The 20,991-nt window shown below is 70.0% G+C and carries 17 protein-coding genes; 13 read left to right on the plus strand and 4 right to left on the minus strand.

Going from position 1 to position 20,991, the window contains the following annotated elements:
* Positions 1–80: 80 nt before the first annotated feature.
* Together C3488_RS16350 and C3488_RS16355 are read left to right on the plus strand one after the other, a co-directional pair.
* Complete coding sequence (locus C3488_RS16350) at positions 81–1,697, plus strand: MFS transporter (protein WP_103840162.1); 1,617 nt, start codon at positions 81–83, stop codon at positions 1,695–1,697.
* Positions 1,698–1,889: 192 nt separating this feature from the next.
* Positions 1,890–2,189 carry a small hydrophobic protein gene (locus C3488_RS16355; protein ID WP_103840163.1) on the plus strand — a complete coding sequence of 100 codons (300 nt, stop codon included), beginning with the start codon at positions 1,890–1,892 and terminating at the stop codon, positions 2,187–2,189.
* 68 nt (positions 2,190–2,257) lie between these two features.
* Here C3488_RS16355 and C3488_RS16360 read toward each other — a convergent pair whose 3' ends face one another.
* Both C3488_RS16360 and aceE read right to left on the minus strand, forming a co-directional pair.
* Positions 2,258–3,007: a potassium channel family protein gene (locus tag C3488_RS16360; protein WP_103840164.1), complete on the minus strand. Its 750-nt coding sequence runs from the start codon at positions 3,005–3,007 to the stop codon at positions 2,258–2,260.
* 114 nt (positions 3,008–3,121) lie between these two features.
* A complete protein-coding gene (gene aceE / locus C3488_RS16365) occupies positions 3,122–5,869 on the minus strand; it encodes a pyruvate dehydrogenase (acetyl-transferring), homodimeric type (RefSeq protein ID WP_103840165.1) in 2,748 nt (915 codons plus the stop codon).
* Between the two features lie 425 nt (positions 5,870–6,294).
* Here aceE and C3488_RS16370 point away from each other — a divergent pair, with 425 nt between their 5' ends.
* From C3488_RS16370 to C3488_RS16395, 6 genes are all read left to right on the plus strand, one after another.
* On the plus strand, positions 6,295–6,732 hold the full coding sequence (locus C3488_RS16370; RefSeq protein ID WP_181139047.1) for a DUF3052 domain-containing protein: 438 nt from the start codon (positions 6,295–6,297) through the stop codon (positions 6,730–6,732).
* A 263-nt stretch (positions 6,733–6,995) separates the two neighbouring features.
* Positions 6,996–7,454: a peroxiredoxin gene (locus C3488_RS16375; RefSeq protein WP_103840167.1), complete on the plus strand. Its 459-nt coding sequence runs from the start codon at positions 6,996–6,998 to the stop codon at positions 7,452–7,454.
* Positions 7,455–7,609: 155 nt separating this feature from the next.
* Complete coding sequence (locus C3488_RS16380; protein WP_103840185.1) at positions 7,610–8,185, plus strand: TerD family protein; 576 nt, start codon at positions 7,610–7,612, stop codon at positions 8,183–8,185.
* Positions 8,186–8,685: 500 nt separating this feature from the next.
* Positions 8,686–9,261 (plus strand): TerD family protein, encoded by a 576-nt coding sequence (locus C3488_RS16385; RefSeq protein ID WP_103840168.1) that lies wholly within the window; start codon positions 8,686–8,688, stop codon positions 9,259–9,261.
* Between the two features lie 174 nt (positions 9,262–9,435).
* Positions 9,436–10,584, plus strand: a complete 1,149-nt coding sequence (locus C3488_RS16390) for a DUF475 domain-containing protein (RefSeq protein WP_103840169.1) — start codon at positions 9,436–9,438, stop codon at positions 10,582–10,584.
* A 107-nt stretch (positions 10,585–10,691) separates the two neighbouring features.
* Positions 10,692–11,423, plus strand: a complete 732-nt coding sequence (locus tag C3488_RS16395; protein WP_103840187.1) for a Tellurium resistance — start codon at positions 10,692–10,694, stop codon at positions 11,421–11,423.
* A 105-nt stretch (positions 11,424–11,528) separates the two neighbouring features.
* Here the strand turns inward: C3488_RS16395 and C3488_RS16400 are convergent, their stop codons facing one another.
* The gene (locus C3488_RS16400) at positions 11,529–12,410 is read right to left on the minus strand and encodes a TerD family protein (protein WP_103840186.1); all 882 of its coding nucleotides are present in this window, start codon (positions 12,408–12,410) and stop codon (positions 11,529–11,531) included.
* Between the two features lie 189 nt (positions 12,411–12,599).
* On the opposite strand from C3488_RS16400, the gene C3488_RS16405 reads away from it, so the two are divergent.
* From C3488_RS16405 to C3488_RS16420, 4 genes are all read left to right on the plus strand, one after another.
* A complete protein-coding gene (locus C3488_RS16405) occupies positions 12,600–13,766 on the plus strand; it encodes an HpcH/HpaI aldolase/citrate lyase family protein (protein WP_103840170.1) in 1,167 nt (388 codons plus the stop codon).
* A gap of 17 nt (positions 13,767–13,783) precedes the next feature.
* A complete protein-coding gene (locus tag C3488_RS16410; protein WP_103840171.1) occupies positions 13,784–16,264 on the plus strand; it encodes a phosphoribosyltransferase in 2,481 nt (826 codons plus the stop codon).
* The gene (locus C3488_RS16415; protein WP_103840172.1) at positions 16,261–17,073 is read left to right on the plus strand and encodes an HAD family hydrolase; all 813 of its coding nucleotides are present in this window, start codon (positions 16,261–16,263) and stop codon (positions 17,071–17,073) included. Before C3488_RS16410 ends, C3488_RS16415 begins: the two co-directional genes overlap by 4 nt.
* A gap of 162 nt (positions 17,074–17,235) precedes the next feature.
* Complete coding sequence (locus tag C3488_RS16420; RefSeq protein ID WP_103840173.1) at positions 17,236–17,895, plus strand: O-methyltransferase; 660 nt, start codon at positions 17,236–17,238, stop codon at positions 17,893–17,895.
* Positions 17,896–17,962: 67 nt separating this feature from the next.
* Here C3488_RS16420 and C3488_RS16425 read toward each other — a convergent pair whose 3' ends face one another.
* Positions 17,963–18,187 (minus strand): zinc ribbon domain-containing protein, encoded by a 225-nt coding sequence (locus tag C3488_RS16425; RefSeq protein ID WP_103840188.1) that lies wholly within the window; start codon positions 18,185–18,187, stop codon positions 17,963–17,965.
* A 558-nt stretch (positions 18,188–18,745) separates the two neighbouring features.
* Here C3488_RS16425 and C3488_RS16430 point away from each other — a divergent pair.
* Positions 18,746–20,938: a transglycosylase domain-containing protein gene (locus C3488_RS16430; protein ID WP_181139048.1), complete on the plus strand. Its 2,193-nt coding sequence runs from the start codon at positions 18,746–18,748 to the stop codon at positions 20,936–20,938.
* Positions 20,939–20,991: the final 53 nt, after the last annotated feature.

Raw genomic sequence — 20,991 nt, forward strand, 5'->3', positions numbered from 1 at the left:
ACTATCCGGGAACGCCGTGACAGCTACCGACTTGTGAACTGGTTTGTCAATTGTCAGTGGCTGTCACTAGCCTCGAACACATGACTAGTCAGACCATCGACACGACAGGGCCGGGGGACAAGGCGCCGGCGGCCCCGTCGGACCCCGCGCAGGACAGGGGGCTGCGCGGGCACCCGTGGTTCACCCTGATCACCGTTGCCGTGGGGGTCATGATGGTGGCCCTGGACGGCACCATCGTGGCCATCGCCAACCCGGCCATCCAGAAGGACCTGGGCGCCAGCTTCGCCGATGTCCAGTGGATCACCAACGGCTACTTCCTCGCCCTCGCGGTCTCCCTGATCACCGCGGGCAAGCTCGGCGACCGCTTCGGCCACCGTCAGACCTTCCTCGTCGGCGTGACCGGCTTCGCCGCCGCGTCGGGCGCCATCGGCCTGTCGCACAGCATCGCCGCGGTCGTCACCTTCCGCGTCTTCCAGGGCCTGTTCGGCGCGCTGCTGATGCCGGCCGCGCTCGGCCTGCTGCGGGCCACCTTCCCGGCCGAGAAGCTGAACATGGCGATCGGCATCTGGGGCATGGTCGTCGGCGCCTCCACCGCGGGCGGCCCGATCCTCGGCGGCGTCCTCGTCGAGCACGTCGACTGGCAGTCGGTGTTCTTCATCAACGTTCCGGTCGGCGCCCTCGCGCTGGTCCTGGGACTGCTGATCCTCACCGACCACCGCGCCGAGAACGCGCCGCGCTCCTTCGACGTCCTCGGCATCGCGCTGCTGTCCGGCGCCATGTTCTGCCTGGTCTGGGCACTGATCAAGGCCCCGACGTGGGGCTGGGGCGACGGGAAGACCTGGCTGTTCATCGGAGCGTCCGTGCTGGGCTTCGCCCTCTTCTCCCTCTGGGAGACGAAGGTGAAGGAGCCGCTGATCCCGCTGTCGCTGTTCCGCTCGGTGCCGCTGTCCGCGGGCGTCGTCCTGATGGTCCTGATGGCGATCGCCTTCATGGGCGGCCTGTTCTTCGTCACCTTCTACCTGCAGAACGTGCACGCGATGAGCCCGATCAAGGCCGGCCTGCACCTCCTGCCGCTCACCGGCATGATGATCGTGGGCTCCCCGCTCGCGGGGGCGCTGATCACCAAGCTGGGCCCGCGGGTCCCGCTCGCCGGCGGCATGCTCGCCACCGCCGTCGCCATGTACGGCATGTCCACGCTCGATGCGGGCACGGGGAGCGCCACCATGTCGCTCTGGTTCGCCCTCCTGGGCCTCGGCCTGGCCCCCGTGATGGTCGGCGCCACCGAGGTCATCGTGGGCAACGCGCCGATGGAGCTGTCCGGTGTGGCCGGCGGTCTCCAGCAGGCCGCCATGCAGATCGGCGGCAGCCTCGGTACGGCGGTGCTGGGCGCCGTGATGGCATCCAAGGTGGACCACGACCTGCCCGGCAACTGGAAGGCCGCGGGACTCCCGCCGCTCAGCCAGGCCCAGCTGGACCAGGCATCCGAGGCGGTGCAGGTCGGCGTCGCCCCGGTGTCGAAGGGCACGCCGGAGGCGTTCGCCGAGAAGATCACCTCCGTCGCGCACGACACGTTCATCTCCGGGATGAGCCTCGCCTCCCTCGTCGCGGCCGGCGTCGCGGCCGTGGCCGTACTGGTCGCGCTGCTCACCAGGCGCGGCGAGAACGCGGAGGCGGGCGCGGGCGCCGCGCACATCTGACGCCGCCGGAGGGCAGGTTCGCTCATCAGGGTGAAGGCGTTCAAGATCCCTCCCGCCGGGCGCGCGCCGCGGGTCACAGTGGGTCACGTCCTGCGGTGCGCTGCTGGAGGGGGGCAGCGCACCGGCAGGACTGAAACGCGAAACGGGGGTACCCGCACATCAGCCCGAACCGACGGCTGAGTCAGGGAGTTGATGATGGCGGGCTTCGGACACGGCACGCGCAGGTACCCCCGCTCACGGAGCCGGACGTGGTCCCGGAGCGGGCCGGATCGCGCGACGCTCGGGATCGTCGGAGTCATCTGCGCGATCGCGGGCTTCTTCGCCCTCGGCATCATCCTGGGCCCGGTCGCGGTCATCTGCGGCTGGCTGGCCATGGGCCGCACCTGGACGGGAAACCGTTCGCTGCCGGCCCTGGTGGCCGTGGTCCTGGGAGCGATCGACACGCTCCTGGCGATCGTGTGGCTGGCGGGTGGGACACCGGGGCTCTCCTGAGCCCGGTGCTGTAGCCGGGCGGGGCCGGGTGCCGCTCACCGGCGGGGCAGGGCGCCTCCCCCAGTGCCTCAACGGCCTGGGAGGCGCTCCTCCCGCTCCCGCACCAGCGAAGCGACTTCCGCCCGCAGCGCCCGCACCTCCTCCGTCAACGCCTCGATCGCCGCGGTCTGCCGCCGCTCCTCCACGTCGTCCTTCTCGAACCGCGCGATGAACCACGCGGCGATGTTGGCGGTCACCACGCCCAGCAGGGCTATCCCCGACAGCATCAGCCCGACCGCGATCATCCGCCCCAGCCCGGTGGTCGGCGCGTGATCCCCGTACCCGACGGTCGTCATCGTCGTGAACGACCACCACACCGCGTCGCCCAGCGTCCTGATGTTCCCGCGCGGCGACTCCCGCTCCACCGACAGCACGGCCAGCGACCCGAACATCAGCAGCCCGATCACGGCTCCACCGACATACGTCGTCAGCCGGATCTGTGAGGCCATGCGCGCCCGCCGCCCCACGAGTATCAGCGTGGCCACCATCCGCAGCAGCCTGAGCGGTTGCAGCATCGGCACGACCACCGCGCACAGGTCCAGCCAGTGCGTCCGTACGAACTCACGCCGCTGCCCGGACAGGGCCACCCGCACCAGGTAGTCGGCGGCGAACGCCGCCCACACCGCCCACTCCACCATCGCGCAAGCGGTCGCCAGTGCCCGGCTCGCCCCGCTCTCCACGATCGGCACGGCGTACGCGACGCCGAACAGGATCGCCAGCGCCAGCAGGGGGCGCTGCGTGTGGTACTCCCAACGGTCCTGCGCCGACTGCTCGTTCATGCCCGCATGGTAAAGAACGTAAAGACATAGGACGGTGGAAGGGCGGCGGGAACCGAACCCCGCCGCCCTTCCACCGTTACCCCCGCTACCGCGCAGGCCGAGCGCAGCGTGACGTCACGCGTCGCCGCCCGCCGCGCCCGGGTCCGCCGCCGTCACATCCAGCAGCTGGTACCGGTCGATCGCCTGCTTGAGCACCGAGCGGTCGATCTTCCCGTCCTTCGCCAGCTCCGCGAGCACCGCCACGACGACGGACTGTGCGTCGATGTGGAAGAAGCGGCGCGCAGCACCGCGCGTGTCGGCGAAGCCGAAGCCGTCCGCGCCCAGCGACTGGTACGTCCCCGGCACCCAGCGCGCGATCTGGTCCGGCACCGACCGCATCCAGTCGGACACCGCCACGAACGGCCCCTGAGCACCGCTGAGCTTCCGCGTCACGTACGGGACGCGCTGCTCCTCCTCCGGGTGCAGCAGGTTGTGCTCCTCGCACGCCACCGCCTCGCGGCGCAGCTCGTTCCAGGAGGTCGCCGACCAGACGTCGGCCTTCACGTTCCACTCCTCGGCGAGGAGCTTCTGCGCCTCGATCGCCCAGGGCAGGGCGACACCGGAGGCCATGATCTGCGCCGGGACGGAGCCCGCCGTGCCCTCGCTGAAGCGGTAGATGCCCTTGAGGATGCCCTCGACGTCCACGTTCGCCGGCTCGGCCGGGTGCTGGATCGGCTCGTTGTAGACGGTGAGGTAGTAGAAGACGTCCTCGCCCTGAGGGTGATCGGGGGAGGAGCCGTACATCCGGCGCAGACCGTCCTGCACGATGTAGGCGATCTCGTAGGCGAACGCCGGGTCGTAGGCCACGCACGCCGGGTTGGTGGAGGCGAGCAGCTGCGAGTGGCCGTCCGCGTGCTGCAGGCCCTCACCGGTCAGCGTCGTACGGCCGGCGGTCGCGCCGAGGACGAAACCGCGCGCCAGCTGGTCGGCCATCTGCCAGAACTGGTCGCCGGTGCGCTGGAAACCGAACATCGAGTAGAAGACGTACACCGGGATGAGCGGCTCGCCGTGCGTGGCGTACGCCGAGCCCGCCGCGATCAGCGACGCCGTGCACCCCGCCTCGGAGATGCCGTCGTGCAGCATCTGCCCGGTCGGCGACTCCTTGTACGCGAGCAGCAGGTCCCGGTCCACGGCCTCGTACTGCTGGCCGAGCGGGTTGTAGATCTTCGCGCTCGGGAAGAACGAGTCCATGCCGAAGGTGCGGTACTCGTCCGGCGCGATCAGCACGAACCGCCGACCGATCTCCTTGTCCCGCATGAGGTCCTTGAGCAGTCGTACGAACGCCATGGTCGTGGCGATGGACTGCTGACCGGAGCCCTTCTTCACGGTCGCGTACGTCTTGTCGTCCGGCAGCGCCAGCGGCTTGGACCGCACGACGCGCGTCGGGACGTACCCGCCGCACGCCTTGCGCATGTCGTGCATGTACTGGATCTCCTCCGAGTCCCGGCCCGGGTGGTAGTACGGCGGCGGGCCGGACTCCAGCTCCTTGTCGGAGATCGGCAGGTGCAGGCGGTCCCGGAAGTGCTTGAGGTCGGTGACCGTCAGCTTCTTCATCTGGTGGGTGGCGTTGCGGCCCTCGAAGTTCGGACCCAGCGTCCAGCCCTTGATCGTCTTGGCCAGGATCACCGTCGGCTGGCCCTTGTGGGCCTTGGCCGCCGAGAAGGCGGCGTAGATCTTGCGGTGGTCGTGACCGCCGCGGCCCAGGTGCAGGATCTGGTCGTCGGTCATGTTCTCGACCATCGCGCGCAGCCGCAGGTCGTCGCCGAAGAAGTGCTCACGGATGTACGCGCCGGACTCGGTGGCGTACGTCTGGAACTGTCCGTCGGGCGTGGTGTTCATCCTGTTGACCAGCACGCCGTCCCGGTCCTGGGCCAGCAGCGGGTCCCAGGTGCGGTCCCAGATGAGCTTGATCACGTTCCAGCCGGCGCCCCGGAAGACCGACTCCAGCTCCTGGATGATCTTGCCGTTGCCGCGCACCGGGCCGTCCAGGCGCTGCAGGTTGCAGTTGACGACGAAGGTCAGGTTGTCCAGACCTTCGCGGGCGGCGATCGACAGCTGTCCGAGCGACTCCGGCTCGTCCATCTCGCCGTCGCCCAGGAACGCCCACACGTGCGACTTGGAGGTGTCGGCGATGCCGCGCGCCTCCATGTAGCGGTTCATCCGCGCCTGGTAGATCGCGCCGATCGGGCCGAGCCCCATGGAGACCGTCGGGAACTCCCAGAAGTCCGGCATCGAGCGCGGGTGCGGGTAGCTGGAGAGGCCGTACGGGGACTTGGACTTCTCCTGGCGGAAGCCGTCCAGGTGCTGCTCGGTGAGCCGGTCCAGGAGGTACGCGCGGGCGTAGATGCCCGGGGAGGCGTGCCCCTGGAAGAAGACCTGGTCGCCGCCGTCGCCCTCGTCCTTGCCGCGGAAGAAGTGGTTGAAGCCCACGTCGTACAGCGAGGCGGAGGAGGCGAAGGTGGCGATGTGGCCGCCGACGCCGATACCCGGACGCTGGGCGCGGGAGACCATGACGGCGGCGTTCCACCGGGTGGCGTTGAGGATCTTGCGTTCGATCTCCTCGTTGCCGGGGAAGAACGGCTCGTCCTTGGTCGCGATGGTGTTGACGTAGTCCGTGCTGCGCATCTCGGGCACGGCCACGCGCCGCTCACGGGCCCGCTCGATCAGACGGAGCATCAGGTAGCGGGCCCGCTCACGGCCGCGCTGGTCCACGGCGGCGTCGAGTGAGTCGAGCCACTCCTGGGTTTCCTCGGGATCGAAGTCAGGAACCTGACTCGGAAGGCCGCCAATGATGATCGGATTGCGATCGGATCCGGAAGCCACGCTGTTCCTTACCTGTCAGAGGGCCACTTTTTCCTGTGCCTGCACCGGTCCCCATCGTGTACCTCGGGGAAGCGAAACGTCATCTCTACCGCGCGGTAACACGGCGGCGGACCGGATGTTCAGGGGCGGGCCCGATCAAAACGCAACGATACGCCCAGGCCGTGACGCGCCCCGCAAAGTCATTCGGGACTCGTACCCGCGGATGATTCCGGAATGCGCAAACCGGGCAGAACGGTGTGGTGTAGGTCACCTCGCGTCGCGATACCGTGCCTGGAGTTGCGGCGACACGGCCAGGATCGTCACCGTTTCGGCGGTCTGAACCGCCGGGTACTTGCGCGATCCGCCCCGCCCGTGTGGACTACGGCCAATGCTTCGCGTACGCGCGTGGCTGAGATACTCACCAAGACATGATCAGGAGGCAACCCGTGAGCGCGACCGCGGACCACGCGGAGGAGCGGACGAACCCTGCCGTGAGGCTGGGGTTCCAGCCCGAGCAGGTGGTCCAGGAGATCGGCTACGACGACGATGTCGACCAGGAGCTTCGCGAGGCCATCGAGGAAGTCATCGGCAGCGAGCTCGTGGACGAGGACTACGACGACGTTGCCGATGCCGTGGTGCTGTGGTTCCGCGACGAGGACGGCGACCTGACGGATGCGCTGGTGGACGCCACCACGTATGTCGAAGAAGGCGGCTCGATCCTGCTCCTCACGCCGAAGACCGGCCGAACGGGCTATGTGGAGCCCAGCGACATCTCGGAGGCCGCGACGACGGCGGGTCTGTCGGCGTCCAAGAGCGTCAGTGTGGGCAAGGACTGGAGCGGCTCGCGTCTGGTGACGCCGAAGGCCGCGAAGTCCAAGCGGTGACGCTCCGCTGGGGTGCCGTGCGCTGAACGGTGCCCCCGGTTGGGGTGGCCGTACCTGGGGGCTGCGCCCCCGGACCCCCGTCGGCCTGACGGCCTCGTCCTCAGACTCCCCCAAGCTCTTCGAGCAGGGGGCACCCCCAGGACGGGCTGATTTCGCCGGGCCGGGCTGAAACGTCAGCCCGGCCCGGCCTCTCGCACCGCGTGCCCCGGTCGCTGCGTAGGGTGGTCCTGCCTCAACCGTCCCGTCGAAAGGGAAGCAGGACCATGGCCATCCAGGTCGGCGACAAGGCCCCCGACTTCGAGCTCAAGGACAACCACGGCAGGGCCGTGAAGCTCTCCGACTTCCGCGGTCGGAAGAACGTGGTGCTGCTCTTCTACCCGTTCGCCTTCACCGGCGTGTGCACCGGCGAGTTGTGCGCGCTGCGCGACAACCTGCCGAAGTTCGTCAACGACGACACCCAGCTGCTCGCCGTCTCCAACGACTCCATCCACACCCTGCGCGTCTTCGCCGAGCAGGAGGGCCTGGAGTACCCGCTGCTGTCCGACTTCTGGCCGCACGGCAACATTTCGCGCGCCTACGGCGTCTTCGACGAGGACAAGGGTTGCGCGGTGCGCGGGACCTTCATCATCGACAAGGAGGGCGTGGTGCGGTGGACCGTCGTCAACGGCCTGCCGGACGCGCGTGACCTGAACGAGTACGTGAAGGCGCTCGACACCCTGTGATCCCGCGCCGAAGGGTCCGCCCGAGGGGCGCGCCCCTTCGGCTTACTTCCGTTCCAAGGCCTGTGGGGCGCGGGAACCCGTCACTAGGATCGACTCGTTGATCCGGTACATCGCACGACGGGGCTCCCCGCCCCTGGACACCAATGGAGGGACTCGTGGGAGTCAGCCTCAGCAAGGGCGGCAACGTATCGCTGACCAAGGAGGCCCCCGGCCTGACCGCGGTCCTCGTCGGACTCGGCTGGGACGTCCGCACCACCACCGGCACCGACTTCGACCTGGACGCCAGCGCTCTGCTGCTGAACTCGTCGGGCAAGGTGGTCAGCGACCAGCACTTCGTGTTCTTCAACAACCTCAAGAGCCCCGACGGCTCCGTCGAGCACACCGGTGACAACCTCACCGGTGAGGGCGAGGGCGACGACGAGGTGATCAAGGTCAACCTCGCGGGGGTGCCGGCGGACGTCGACAAGATCGTCTTCCCGGTGTCGATCTACGACGCCGAGAACCGTCAGCAGTCCTTCGGCCAGGTGCGCAACGCGTTCATCCGCGTGGTGAACCAGGCCAACCAGCAGGAGATCGCGCGGTACGACCTGAGCGAGGACGCGTCCACGGAGACCGCCATGGTGTTCGGCGAGCTGTACCGCCATGGCGCCGAGTGGAAGTTCCGCGCCATCGGCCAGGGCTACGCCTCGGGTCTGCGGGGCATCGCCCAGGACTTCGGCGTCAACGTCTGACCCGAGCGCGCCGGCCACGGACTCCTCCGCACCGTCCGGCGTGGGCGGTGCGGAAAGCCGTATGTTCCGCGAGGGCCGTGTGCCCCCGGGCTCGTCGGCTGCCTCCGGCTGCGACGACTCCGTACGCGCGGCACCAAGCCTCCGGCCGCCGAGGGGGTTTCCCCTTCGGCCACCGGGGGAGAAACCAGGACCACCAGGGGGAGACCCGACCAGCCGGGGGAGGAGATCCCCATCGAACGGGTCGACCCGATCAGCGGGGCCGAGCTCCCTCACCGGGGCCAAGCTCCATCAGCGGGGCCAAGCCCTTGAGCATCGAGGCCGAGCCTCTGGCGCCGGGGCCGAGCCCTTGGCGCCGGGCCCGCGCCCTGACCGGGGCCGGCCTCGTCACCGGGGATCAACCCCGGCCACCGGGGGAGGAGCCCCCGCGACCGGGGGGGCCAACCCCCGGCCACCGGGGGTCTCGCCCCCGGGGCAACCACGTACCGGGGAGGATCAGGATCATGGGCGTCACGCTCGCCAAGGGAGGCAACGTCTCCCTGTCCAAGGCCGCGCCGAACCTCACGCAGGTGATGATCGGGCTCGGCTGGGACGCGCGCTCCACCACCGGGGCCCCCTTCGACCTCGATGCCAGCGCACTGCTGTGCAGCGGCGGCCGGGTCCTCGGTGACGAGTGGTTCGTCTTCTACAACCAGCTGAAGAGCCCCGACGGCTCCGTCGAACACACCGGCGACAACCTCACCGGTGAGGGCGAGGGCGACGACGAGACCATCCTGGTGGACCTCTCCAAGGTCCCGCCCCAGTGCGACAAGATCGTCTTCCCGGTCTCCATCCATCTCGCTGACGAGCGCGGCCAGACGTTCGGCCAGGTCAGCAACGCCTTCATCCGCGTCGTCAACCAGGCCGACGGTCAGGAGCTCGCCCGCTACGACCTCAGCGAGGACGCCTCCACGGAAACAGCCATGATCTTCGGCGAGGTCTACCGCCACGGCGGCGAATGGAAGTTCCGTGCCGTGGGTCAGGGGTACGCGTCCGGCCTGCGCGGCATCGCTCTGGACTTCGGAGTGAACGTTTCGTAAAGGGGCTCTCCGCTTTGTGCGCTCCCAGGCCCTCCCCTCCGGACCTGCGGTGTCCCGGTCCGGCTGGACCACATGTCCCGGCCGGGCCGAGGCACCTCTAGACTCTGTGGTCAATGTTGGGTAAAGCCGGGTACGGCGACGGGTAGCCCCGTACACATACGGATTGGGTAGCCAGTGCTTCTGAAAACCTTCGGCTGGTCGTTCGTGGTCACCGCGGTCGGCTTGGCCCTGGCGGTCCTCTATGGGGGGTGGACCGCCTTCGGCATCGTGGCGATCCTCTCCATCCTCGAGATCTCGCTGTCCTTCGACAACGCGGTGGTCAACGCCGGAATCCTGAAGAAGATGAACGCCTTCTGGCAGAAGATCTTCCTCACGGTCGGCGTGCTGATCGCGGTCTTCGGCATGCGACTGGTCTTCCCCGTCGTCATCGTCGCCGTCACCGCGAAGAAGAATCCGATAGACGCCGTCAACCTCGCGCTGACGGACAAGGACCAGTACCAGCAGCTCGTCACCGACGCCCATCCGGCGATCGCGGCGTTCGGCGGCATGTTCCTGCTGATGATCTTCCTCGACTTCATCTTCGAGGACCGGGACATCCAGTGGCTGCGCTGGATCGAGCGCCCGCTCGCCAAGCTCGGCAAGGTCGACATGCTGTCGGTCTGCATCGCGCTGATCGCCCTGCTGATCGCCTCCATGACCTTCGCGGCCCACGCCCACCAGCACGGCGGCGCGCACGTCGACAAGGCCCAGACGGTGCTCATCTCCGGTATCGCCGGTCTGATCACGTACATGATCGTCGGTGGTCTCTCCGGCTACTTCGAGGACAAGCTCGAGGAAGAGGAGGAGCGCGAGCACGAGGAGGAAGAGGAGGCCGCCCGCAGCGGCAAGCCGCGCTCGGCGGTGCTGCTGGCCGGCCAGGCCGCGTTCTTCATGTTCCTCTACCTGGAGGTCCTGGACGCGTCCTTCTCCTTCGACGGCGTGATCGGCGCGTTCGCCATCACCAACGACATCGTCCTGATGGCCCTCGGCCTCGGCATCGGCGCGATGTACGTGCGGTCGCTGACGGTGTACCTGGTCCGCCAGGGCACCCTTGACGACTACGTCTACCTGGAGCACGGCGCCCACTACGCGATCGGCGCGCTCGCCGTGATCCTCATGGTCACCATCCAGTACGAGATCAACGAGGTGGTCACCGGCCTCGTCGGCGTCGTCCTGATCGCAGCGTCCTTCTGGTCCTCCGTGCGCCGCAACCGGGCGCTCGCCGCGGCCGAGGGAAAAGCGGCGGCCTCGGACGAGAAGACTGAGGTCTCGTCCGGGGTGTGAGAGTTCTCGGGGTAAGGGAACGCTCTGTGCGGGGCGGTCGCGAGGAGGCGTCCTCGGCGGCCGCCCCGCGGCTGTGGAACGGTGCAATGGTGAGGCAGGGGGCGGGCATGGGTTTCTGGGACGGCGTGTGGCGCGGGCGGGCGATGGACTTCGACTCGGGCAGTGCGGCGACCAACGCCATCGAACTGACCAAGCGGCACCAACGGGTCTCGCTCACCAAGCAGGGCGCGGCGAGCGGCAACCTGCGCATCAACCTGTCCTGGCGCATGCGGACGTCCGACATAGGCGGCCCCGAGCGCGGCAGCGTGCTCCGCAACCCGCTGCGGTTCTTCACCCCCGAGGTCGTGCAGGCGCACACCCAGAGCATGGTCAACGTCGACCTCGACCTGGGATGCCTGTACGAGCTGAGCGACGGCACGAAGGGCGTGGTGCAGCCGCTGGGCAGCTTCTTCGGGGAGCTCAACGACCCGCCGTACATCAAGCTCAGCGGCGACGACCGGTTCGGCTCCGGCTCCGGTGAGACGATCTTCGTCAACCTCGACCACCGGGACGACTTCAAGCGGCTGCTGGTCTTCGTCTACATCTACGACCAGACGCCGGCGTTCGACCGCACCCACGCCCACGTCACGCTCTACCCGAGCAGCGGCCCCCGCATCGAGATCGGCCTCGACGAACGCCACCCCCAGGCCCGCTCCTGCGCGGTCGTCCTCATAGAGAACGTCAAGGGCGAGCTCATCGTCCGTCGAGAGGTGAGGTTCGTCTACGGCTTCCAGGCAGAACTGGACCGCCTGTACGGCTGGGGCCTCCAGTGGGGCCGCGGCTACAAGACCAAGGCGTAGCCGCCCCGCCGCCGGCAGCCGTGCCTGCCCCAGAGCCTTGACACAGGCGCCTCGTACCGCCGGGCGGCGGAGCCGGCCCCCGGGCAGCCGAAGCCACCCACCGCGCTACCCCTGGCGCCCGATGAACTGCGGCCCCTGCGGCGGCAACTCGAAGTCGGGGTCCGGCACCGCCACAGCCGTCTGCGGATACCCGTACGCGGGCACCGGCGCGGTCTGCGGATACCCGTACGCCGGCTGCGGATACCCGTACGCGGGCTGCGCCGCCGCAGTCGCGGGCGCGGCCACCGTCCCCGCCTCCGCCGGATACCCGTACGCCGCAGGCGCCCCCACCGGCCGCTCCGGTGGCAACGGCACCGACACCTCCGACGCGGAGACCGGCGCCTCCGGCGTGGAGACCGGCGCCTCCGGCGTGGAGACCGGCGCCTCCGCTGCGGCCGCCTCCTCCGACTCGTCCACCGATATGCCGAAGTCGTTCGCGAGGCCCTTCAGCCCGTTGGTGTATCCCTCACCCAGCGCCCGGAACTTCCAGTTCTCCCCCCGCCGGTACAGCTCCCCGCAGATCAGCGCCGTCTCCGCACCCGTCTCCGGCTTGACGTCGAAGTAGGCCAGCGGCTCCCCGTCGGAGCCCCCCGCGTCGTACAGCAGGATCCGCAGCCCCCGCACCCGGTCGAACGTGACGTCGTCCGCCGAGGCGACCAGCAGGATCCGCCCCACCCCCGGCTCGACGCCCGCCAGGTCCGTCTGGATGGTGTCGGTCAGCCCGTCCGTCTCCCGCTTCTTCCCGAGCAGCCGTACCGTCCCGGACGGATGCCGGGGCTGGTTGTAGAAGACGAAGTCCTCGTCGGACCGCACACGACCGTCGGAACCCAGCAGCAGCGCCGAGGCGTCGACCTCGGGCACGCCCTGCCCCGGCGCCCAGCGCAGCACCGCCCGTACCGCCGTCGCCTCGAGCAGTACGTTCGACCCCTTCAGCATCGCGTGCGTCATGCCCGTCATCCTGCCCTCTCCGTCCTGGTCACGACAACGCGGGGGCCATCCGTCCGCATGCTCTCCGCACGGTCGTCGACACGACCGAGTTACCTGAACTTCATGCCCGAGGGGAACCCATGACACGGAGTTGTACGTACTATTACCGGCCACGTCTTTCTGGGCAGTCCTGCATCACGGGGGAGTCATATGCGTCATTTCGGGCACATCGCCCCTGAGGAGCGGAAGCGTCTCTTCTACCGCGAGCCGGCCGTCTTCACCGCCGACTCGCCGGCCCCCGTTCTCGCGGCGGCCCTCGGCGCCACCCTCTACAGCCCGGCGACCCGCCCGTACCTGGCCGACGACGTGGTCAAGCAGGCGGCCCGCGGTGTCGTCTCCATGGTGCTGTGCCTGGAGGACTCCATCGACGACGCGGACGTCGTGCCCGCGGAGGAGAACCTGGTCCGGCAGTTCACCGACCTGGCGTCCGGTGGTGACGTCGAACTGCCGCTGCTGTTCGTCCGCGTCCGCTTCCCCGAGCAGATCCCGGACCTGGTCGCCCGGCTCGGCCCGGCCGTCCGGCTGCTCTCCGGCTTCGTGCTGCCCAAGTTCACCGAGGAACGCGGCGTCCCCTTCCTGGAGGCGCTCACCACTGCGGAGGCGGCGAGCGGGCGCCGCCTGTTCGCCATGCCCGTCCTGGAGTCGCCCGACCTGCTCTACCTGGAGTCGCGCCGGGAGACCCTGGACGGGATCTTCCGCACAGTCGACAAGTGGCGCGACCGCGTCCTCGCGCTGCGCCTCGGCGTCACCGACTTCTGCTCCTCCTACGGCCTGCGCCGGGCCCCCGACATGACCGCCTACGACGTCCAGATCGTCGCCTCCGTGATCGCCGACGTCGTCAACGTCCTCGGCCGCGCCGACGGCACCGGGTTCACGGTGACCGGACCCGTGTGGGAGTACTTCCGGGTCCAGGAGCGCATGTTCAAGCCACAGTTGCGCCGCAGCCCCTTCCTCGAGGGCCACGTCGAGGAACTGCGCGAGACGCTGATCGAGCACGACCTGGACGGGCTGCTGCGCGAGATCGCCCTCGACCGCGCCAACGGCCTGCTCGGCAAGACCTGCATCCACCCCTCGCACGTGATGCCGGTGCACGCGCTGTCGGTCGTCAGCCACGAGGAGTACAGCGACGCCCAGGACATCCTGCGGCCCGAGCGACTCGGCGGCGGCGTCATGCGCTCGGCGTACACCAACAAGATGAACGAGGTGAAGCCGCACCGCGCCTGGGCCGAGCGCACGCTCCGCCGCGCCGAGGTCTTCGGCGTCGCCAACGAGAACATCGGCTTCGTGGAGCTGCTGGCCGCCGGACTGCCGCAGTGACAGCAGTGAAGGAACCGATGAAGAACGTGGTCTGGTCCGGGGCCTGGGTCGCCGAGCGGCTCGGGGTCGAACTCGTCGGCGACGAGCGGTTGACGGAGCTGCTGGGGCTCGCGCTGCGCCGCAACCCCAAGCGGGCCCACCTGCTCGTCTCCAACGTGCTGGGCAAGCACGTCCCGCAGTTCCCGTCCGTCGTCCACGGCCACGGAGTGGCGCTCGGCCGGCGGGTGCGGGACCTGCTGGGGGAGGAGGCGGCGGGCCACGCGGTCGTCCTCGGCTACGCGGAGACGGCCACCGGACTCGGTCACTCCGTCGCGGACGGCCTCGGCCCGGTGCCCTACCTGCACTCCACCCGCCGCCCCGTCGAGGGCGTCGCCCGCGCCGGCGGTTTCGAGGAGTCCCACTCCCACGCCACCTCGCACCTGCTGCTCCCGGAGGACCCGGCGCTGCTGGCGGGCGACGGCCCGCTCGTCCTGGTCGACGACGAGTTCTCCACCGGCAACACCGTCATGAACACGATCCGCGACCTGCACGAGCGGTACCCGCGCGAGCGGTACGTCGTCGTCGCCCTGGTCGACCTGCGCTCGCCCGCCGATCTGGGCCGGCTCGAGGACTTCGCCCGGCGGATCGGCGCCCGCGTGGACCTGGTGGCCGCGGCGTCGGGCACGGTGAAGCTGCCCGAGGGCGTCCTGGAGAAGGGGCAGGAGCTGGTCGCCCGGCACGAGACGTCCGTGCGCCAGGAAGAGGCCCACGGGACGATCACCCGTGTCGACCTCGGCTGGCCCCACGGGCTGCCCGACGGCGGGCGGCACGGTTTCACCCCCGAGCACCGCTCCCGCCTCGAGCGCGCCCTGCCCGCGATGGCGGCGCGGCTCGCCGGGCAACTGCCCGCCGGCGCCCGCCGTGTCCTCGTCCTCGGCTTCGAGGAGCTGATGTACGCGCCGCTCAGGCTCGCCCGCGAGCTGGAGGAGACGGTTCCCGCCGAGGTCCGCTACTCCACCACCACCCGTTCGCCGGTCCTCGCGGTCGACGACCCCGGTTACGCGATACGCACCCGCATCGTGTTCCCCGCGCACGACGACCCGGCCGACGGCCCCGGCGAGCGCTACGCCTACAACGTCGCGGGCGCCGGCTTCGACGCCGTCGTCGCGGTCGTGGACTCCGCGGCCGACACCCCCCGACTGCACGCCCCCGGCGGCCTCCTGGACCGGCTCGCCGCGCACACCCCGCACGTCCTGCTCGCGGTCGTCCCCGCCTACGTCCCCGCGCCGCCCCCGCGCGTCGCCGCCTCCCCGGAAAGATCCGCCATGCTGCCCGAGCCCCTCCGCGGTCCCGCCTTCTCCTCGTACGCGCCCGACGAGGTCGGCTGGCTGCTCCAGGACCTCTCGGACGTCACCCTCGAGGCACCGACCGAGGAGCGGGAGGAGGCCATCCAGCGCGGCGGCGCGCACTACGCGGAGTCGCTGCCGGTGGAGTACCAGCCGAGCGAGCAGTACCAGGAGCTGTTCCACGCGGCCCTCGAGGCATCGGCCGCCCGTCTGGCGCAGGCCGTCGGCGTGGTCACCGAGACGATCCTCGCCGAGCGCCCCCACTCTCGACTTCGCTCGAGCGGGGGGACCCCCATGCCGCGGCCCGTCCTGGTCTCCCTGGCCCGCGCCGGTACCCCCGTCGGCGTCCTCATGCGCCGCTGGGCCCAGCACCGGCACGGCCTGGACCTGCCGCACTACGCGGTGTCCATCGTGCGCGGCCGCGGCATCGACGCAAACGCGCTGCGCTACCTCGCCGACCGGTACGACCCCGGCGACGTCGTCTTCGTCGACGGCTGGACCGGAAAGGGCGCCATCACCCGGGAACTCGCCGAGGCGATCAGCAAGTTCGAGGCGTCCGACGGCATCACCGGCTTCGACCCGGAGATCGCGGTGCTCGCCGACCCGGGCTCGTGCGTACGGACGTACGGCACCCGGGAGGACTTCCTCATCCCGTCCGCCTGTCTCAACTCCACGGTCTCCGGCCTGATCTCGCGCACGGTGCTGCGCGCCGACCTGGTCGGCCCGCACGACTACCACGGCGCGAAGTTCTACCGCGAGCTGGCGGGAGCCGATGTCTCGGTGGCCTTCCTCGACGCCGTCTCCGCCCGCTTCGCCGAGGTCGAGGAGGCGGTCGATCTCCAGGCCAAGGAACTGCTGGCCGGTGACCGTACGCCGACCTGGGAGGGCTGGGCGGCCGTGGAGCGCATCAGCGAGGAGTACGGCATCCACGACGTGAACCTGGTCAAGCCGGGCGTCGGCGAGACCACGCGCGTGCTGCTGCGCCGGGTGCCCTGGAAGATCCTGGCCCGCGCCGGGGCCGGCGCCGACCTCGACCATGTGCGCCTGCTGGCCGCCCAGCGGGGCGTGCCGGTGGAGGAGGTCGACGGGCTGCCGTACACCTGCGTGGGGCTGATCCACCCCCGGTACACGCGGGGTGCGACGGGCGCCGACGGCAGGGCGGTGGCCGGATGAGCCCCGTACTGGTCGCCAGCGACCTCGACCGCACCCTGATCTACTCGTCCGCCGCGCTCGCGCTGACCATGCCGGACGCGCGGGCGCCCCGGCTGCTGTGCGTGGAGGTCCACGAGAGCCGGCCGCTGTCGTACCTGACCGAGACCGCGGCCGGGCTGCTCACCGACCTCGGCGACCGGGCGGTGTTCGTACCGACCACCACCCGCACCCGCAAGCAGTACCAGCGCATCAACCTGCCGGGACCCACCCCGGCGTACGCGATCTGCGCGAACGGCGGCCATCTGCTCGTCGACGGGGTCACGGACCACGACTGGCACGCCGCGGTGCTGGCCCGGCTGGCGGACGAGTGCGCGCCGCTGGCCGAGGTGCGCGAGCATCTGACGGCCACCGCCGATCCGGCCTGGGTGCGCAAGCACCGGGTCGCGGAGGACCTGTTCGCCTACCTCGTCGTCGAGCGGGAGCTGCTGCCCGAGGAGTGGGTCAAGGAACTGGCCGTCTGGGCGGAGAACCGGGGCTGGACGGTGTCGCTGCAGGGCCGCAAGATCTACGCGGTCCCCAAACCGCTCACCAAGAGCGCGGCCGTGCGCGAGGTCGCCCGCCGCACCGGCGCCACCCTGACGCTGGCCGCCGGGGATTCGCTGCTCGACGCCGACCTGCTGCTCGCCGCGGACCGCGGCTGGCGCCCGGGCCACGGCGAACTGGCCGACACCGGCTGGACGGCCCCCGGGATCGGCGCGCTGCCGGAGCGGGGCGTGGTGGCCGGTGAGCGGATCCTGCGGGAGTTCCTGAAGGCGGCCAAGGAGGCGTGACCGGGTCCGGCACCGGGGCCTTCGAGGCTACGGTGGAGGAGAGCGGGGAGCGCTCAGGACCTCGGGCCGAGTCTGCCGCGGACTCGACCGCCACGTGCCGATAGGCGCATATCGGTACTGCGGCGCCCCGCAGGCGGAGGAGCCGAGACGAGGAGGGGCGGGGTGGCCAAGGGGAACGGGACGCCGCTGACGAGCGAGCTGTACGCGTACATGCTCGGCCACAACCCGCCGCTGGACCCCGTGCAGCGGATGCTCGTCGAGGTCACGCACACGCAGCTGCCGCTGGTGGCCGGCAAGCAGGTCGCCGAGGAGCAGGGGCCGCTTCTGGCCTTCCTGGTGCGGCTGACCGGGGCGCGGCGGATCGTCGAGGTCGGGACCTTCACCGGTCTGTCGGCGTTGTCCATGGCTCAGGCGCTGCCGCCCGACGGGACGCTGCTGACCTGCGACGTCTCCGAGGAGTGGACGCGGCACGCGCGGGAGGCGTGGGAGAAGGCGGGCGTGGCCGACCGGATCGAGCTGCGCATCGCCCCCGCGCGTCAGACGCTGCGGGAGCTGCCGGCCGAGCCGCACATCGACATGGCGTTCATCGACGCGGACAAGGAGAACTACGTCGCCTACTGGGACGAACTGGTGCCGCGCATGCGCCCCGGCGGGCTGCTGGTGGTCGACAACGTCTTCTACCGCGGCGGTGTGACGGACCCGGACGCCACCGGGCTCGCTGCGGCGATCAGGGACTTCAACGCCCATGTGAAGGCGGACGACCGGGTGGACAGCGTGATGCTGCCGATCGCGGACGGCTTGACCCTGGCCCGCCGCCGCTGACGGCGTCGCACCCCGCGGCAGCCGCCGCCGACGGGATCCTCAGCACGCGGCGGCCGCCCATGACGCTTCAGCCGCAGCAACCACCGCCGCAACAGCCGCCCCCTGAGCCCCCGCTCGCCCTCGGTGCCGGCGCCGGGGCGGAGGCCGTGCCGCCCACCGCCACGGTGGACAGCAGCTTCACCGTGTCGTCGTGGCCCTGCGGGCAGTTCGCGGGGGCGGAGGACTCCGCCATCGGACGGCTCAGTTCGAACGTGTCGCCGCAGGTACGGCAGCGGTACTCATAGCGTGGCATGTGCACAGATTAACGGGCGCTCACCGGCGATCACAGGACTTCCGGGGCCGCACCGCTTTGTGAATGCCGCACGATCTCCTCGAGATCTCCTTAATATTCTCTCCGCGACCACCTACTCGCCGGTACCTGATCGAGGACATCACAAAGGTCGCTGCTAATTTAAGGAAGCCGCGATGAGCCGCAAGGTCGGGGAGGGGGGCTCGCTGCCGCATGTCCGGCCGCTGCATCTACCCGCGCGTGCAATTCGTAGTGCGGAGGGAGACGCAGTCGTGACCGAGGCGTGGCATCGAATAGGTGACAGGCCGTCCCAGGGCCGTCCGCGCACCGGGGCGTGCCGTGGCTAGCCACGACGGCGGCCGTCCGGACCGTCGTGCGGACCGCCGCGCCGAGGCCGACGATCCGTCAAGGACGCCCTTCGATCCGGACGTCACCCTGCAGTTGAAGGCCGGTTTGCCCTCCGATTCCGACGGCGCCCCGCAGTCGAGGGCCGCCGAACCCGTGGCGCCGGACGAACCCACGCAGTCGAAGACCGTCGGGCCCGTGGCGCCGGACGAGACAATGCAGTTGAAGGCCGTCAGGCTCCCGGCGCCGGACGAGACGATGCAGTTGAAGGCCGTAACGCCGCCGGCGCTGGACGAGACCGTGCAACTGCGGATGCCCCGACCGCCGGAGGCCCCCAAGCCCCGGGGCGTGCGACGCAAAGCCGCACGCCCCTCCATCCTCACTCGTGTCACCTCGTCCCTGACGCCGTACACCCGCAAACTGGCCCCGTACGCCCAGCGGTTGAGCCCGTACGCCCGGCGGCTCGCCCCGTACGCCCGCAAGCTCAGGCCCGTCTATCCGCGCCCGGGCCGCGTCGGCTGGCGCCGCTGGACGCCCTCATGGCGGCAGTGGCTCGGCGCCGTGCTCACCTCCTTCGGTCTGAGCGGTGTGTTCCTGGTCGTCGCGTACGCCGTCACCGACATACCGGCCAACCTCAACTCGTACGCCACCCAGCAGGACAACGTCTACTTCTGGTCCGACGGCACACCCATGGCCCGCACCGGCTGGGTGCAGCGCCAGGCCATGCCACTGAAGGACATACCCGAGCAGGTCCGCTGGGCGGTGCTGGCGGCGGAGAACGAGAGCTTCTACTCCGACCCCGGCATATCAGTCAAAGGCATCAGCCGCGCCCTGTGGAGGACGGTCGGTGAGGGTGACACCGAGGGTGGTTCCACCATCACCCAGCAGTATGTGAAGAACGTCTATCTGACGCAGAACCAGACCATCAGCCGCAAATTCACCGAGGCGATGATCGCCCTCAAACTCGACAACAGGATGAGCAAGGACAAAATTCTCGAGGGATACCTCAACACCAGCTGGTTCGGACGCGGCACCTACGGCATCCAACGCGCCTCCCAGGCCTATTACGGCAAGGACGTGAGCCAGCTCGACGCGAGCCAGGCCGCGTTCCTCGCCTCCCTGCTCAAGGGCGCCGGCCTCTACGACCCCACCCTCGGCAAGGCCAACCACCACCGGGCCGTCGAGCGCTGGAAGTGGATCCTCGACCGCATGGTCAAGATCGGCAAGCTGTCGAAGGCGGAGCGGGCCACGTACACGACCTTCCCCGAGCCGCTCGAGCAGAACCCGCTCTACGACACCGGTCAGCAGAGCGACTACCTGGTCGAGTTGGCGTCGAGTTACGTCAAGAAGGCGGCGCACGTCTCCGACCAGCAGTTCGACCTGGGCGGCTACCAGATCTACACCACCTTCGACCGCAAGCGGGAGAGCGCGCTCACCGACGCCGTCAACAAGGCCCGCGAACAGGCGCGGAAGGACCACCCGGACACGGCGCCGACCGCCCACTTCGGCGCCGCCTCGGTGAGCACCGACGGCCGGATCCTGGCCGTCTACGGCGGCCCCGACCACCGAACCCAGGGCTACAACGAGTCCAACTCGGCCACCGTCCCGGCCGGTTCGGCCTTCCTGCCGTTCGTCTACGCCGCCGGCCTCGAACACGGCGTCCACAAGACGCGCGGCGGGCCCGCGACCCCGGTCACCCCGGAGTCGGTCTACGACGGCCGTGACAACATCCCCGTCACCACCCCCGAGGGGCCGTACTGGGACCGCAGCGGCAAGAAGGTCTCCGCCCACAACGACGGAAACAAGTCCTACGCGCACATCACCCTGCACCAGGCCCTCGTCCAGTCGGTGAACACGCCGTTCATGCAACTCGGCATGGACGCCGGCCTCGACAAGGTGCGCGAGACGGCCGTGGCGGCCGGGCTGCTGCCCGACAGCATGGGACCACAGGTGCCCGCGCTGTCCCTGGGGAACTCCACACCGAGCGCGATCCGGATGGCGAGCGGATACACCACGTTCGCGGCGGGCGGCACGCACACCGAGCCGTACTCGGTGCGGCGCGTCACCCGCAACGGCGCCACGGTGGCCCTGAACGCGCCGAAGCCCCGCCGCGCGGTGGGGGCCCAGGTGGCCGGGGAGGTCACCGAGGCGCTCAGGGATTCCTTCCGCGCCGCCCACCCGGGCGCGGCGTCCGCCTCCGCGCAGGTCGCCGGGAAGGCCGGAACCACCCAGGACGACACGGCCTCTTGGTACGTGGGCACGGCCCGGTCCGTGTCCACCGCGGTGGTCGCCTACCGCATGGACCTGTCCAGGAGCCTCGAACCGCTGCCGCTGAAGGGAGTCGCCGGCACGCCGAACGACGGCGCCCCCTACGGCATCTGGTCCGCGGCCATGAGTCCGCTCGGCTGACGCCACCGGCCGAGCATGCAACCCCCCACCTTCCTCCTCGGAGAACGAGCCGC

Origin of the sequence: Streptomyces sp. Ru72, assembly GCF_002920635.1 — a bacterium.
GTDB lineage: Bacteria > Actinomycetota > Actinomycetes > Streptomycetales > Streptomycetaceae > Streptomyces.

What these genes read in the sequence shown, in the direction of transcription:
- C3488_RS16350 (WP_103840162.1), top strand. Translation starts at nt 81, where the DNA reads ATGACTAGTCAGACCATCGACACGACAGGGCCGGGGGACAAGGCGCCG.
- C3488_RS16375 (WP_103840167.1), top strand. Translation starts at nt 6,996, where the DNA reads ATGGCCATCCAGGTCGGCGACAAGGCCCCCGACTTCGAGCTCAAGGAC.
- C3488_RS16430 (WP_181139048.1), top strand. Translation starts at nt 18,746, where the DNA reads ATGCAGTTGAAGGCCGTCAGGCTCCCGGCGCCGGACGAGACGATGCAG.
- C3488_RS16405 (WP_103840170.1), top strand. Translation starts at nt 12,600, where the DNA reads ATGCGTCATTTCGGGCACATCGCCCCTGAGGAGCGGAAGCGTCTCTTC.
- C3488_RS16415 (WP_103840172.1), top strand. Translation starts at nt 16,261, where the DNA reads ATGAGCCCCGTACTGGTCGCCAGCGACCTCGACCGCACCCTGATCTAC.
- C3488_RS16360 (WP_103840164.1), bottom strand. Translation starts at nt 3,007, where the DNA reads ATGAACGAGCAGTCGGCGCAGGACCGTTGGGAGTACCACACGCAGCGC.
- C3488_RS16425 (WP_103840188.1), bottom strand. Translation starts at nt 18,187, where the DNA reads ATGCCACGCTATGAGTACCGCTGCCGTACCTGCGGCGACACGTTCGAA.
- C3488_RS16385 (WP_103840168.1), top strand. Translation starts at nt 8,686, where the DNA reads ATGGGCGTCACGCTCGCCAAGGGAGGCAACGTCTCCCTGTCCAAGGCC.
- C3488_RS16400 (WP_103840186.1), bottom strand. Translation starts at nt 12,410, where the DNA reads ATGACGCACGCGATGCTGAAGGGGTCGAACGTACTGCTCGAGGCGACG.
- C3488_RS16395 (WP_103840187.1), top strand. Translation starts at nt 10,692, where the DNA reads ATGGGTTTCTGGGACGGCGTGTGGCGCGGGCGGGCGATGGACTTCGAC.
- C3488_RS16355 (WP_103840163.1), top strand. Translation starts at nt 1,890, where the DNA reads ATGATGGCGGGCTTCGGACACGGCACGCGCAGGTACCCCCGCTCACGG.
- C3488_RS16410 (WP_103840171.1), top strand. Translation starts at nt 13,784, where the DNA reads ATGAAGAACGTGGTCTGGTCCGGGGCCTGGGTCGCCGAGCGGCTCGGG.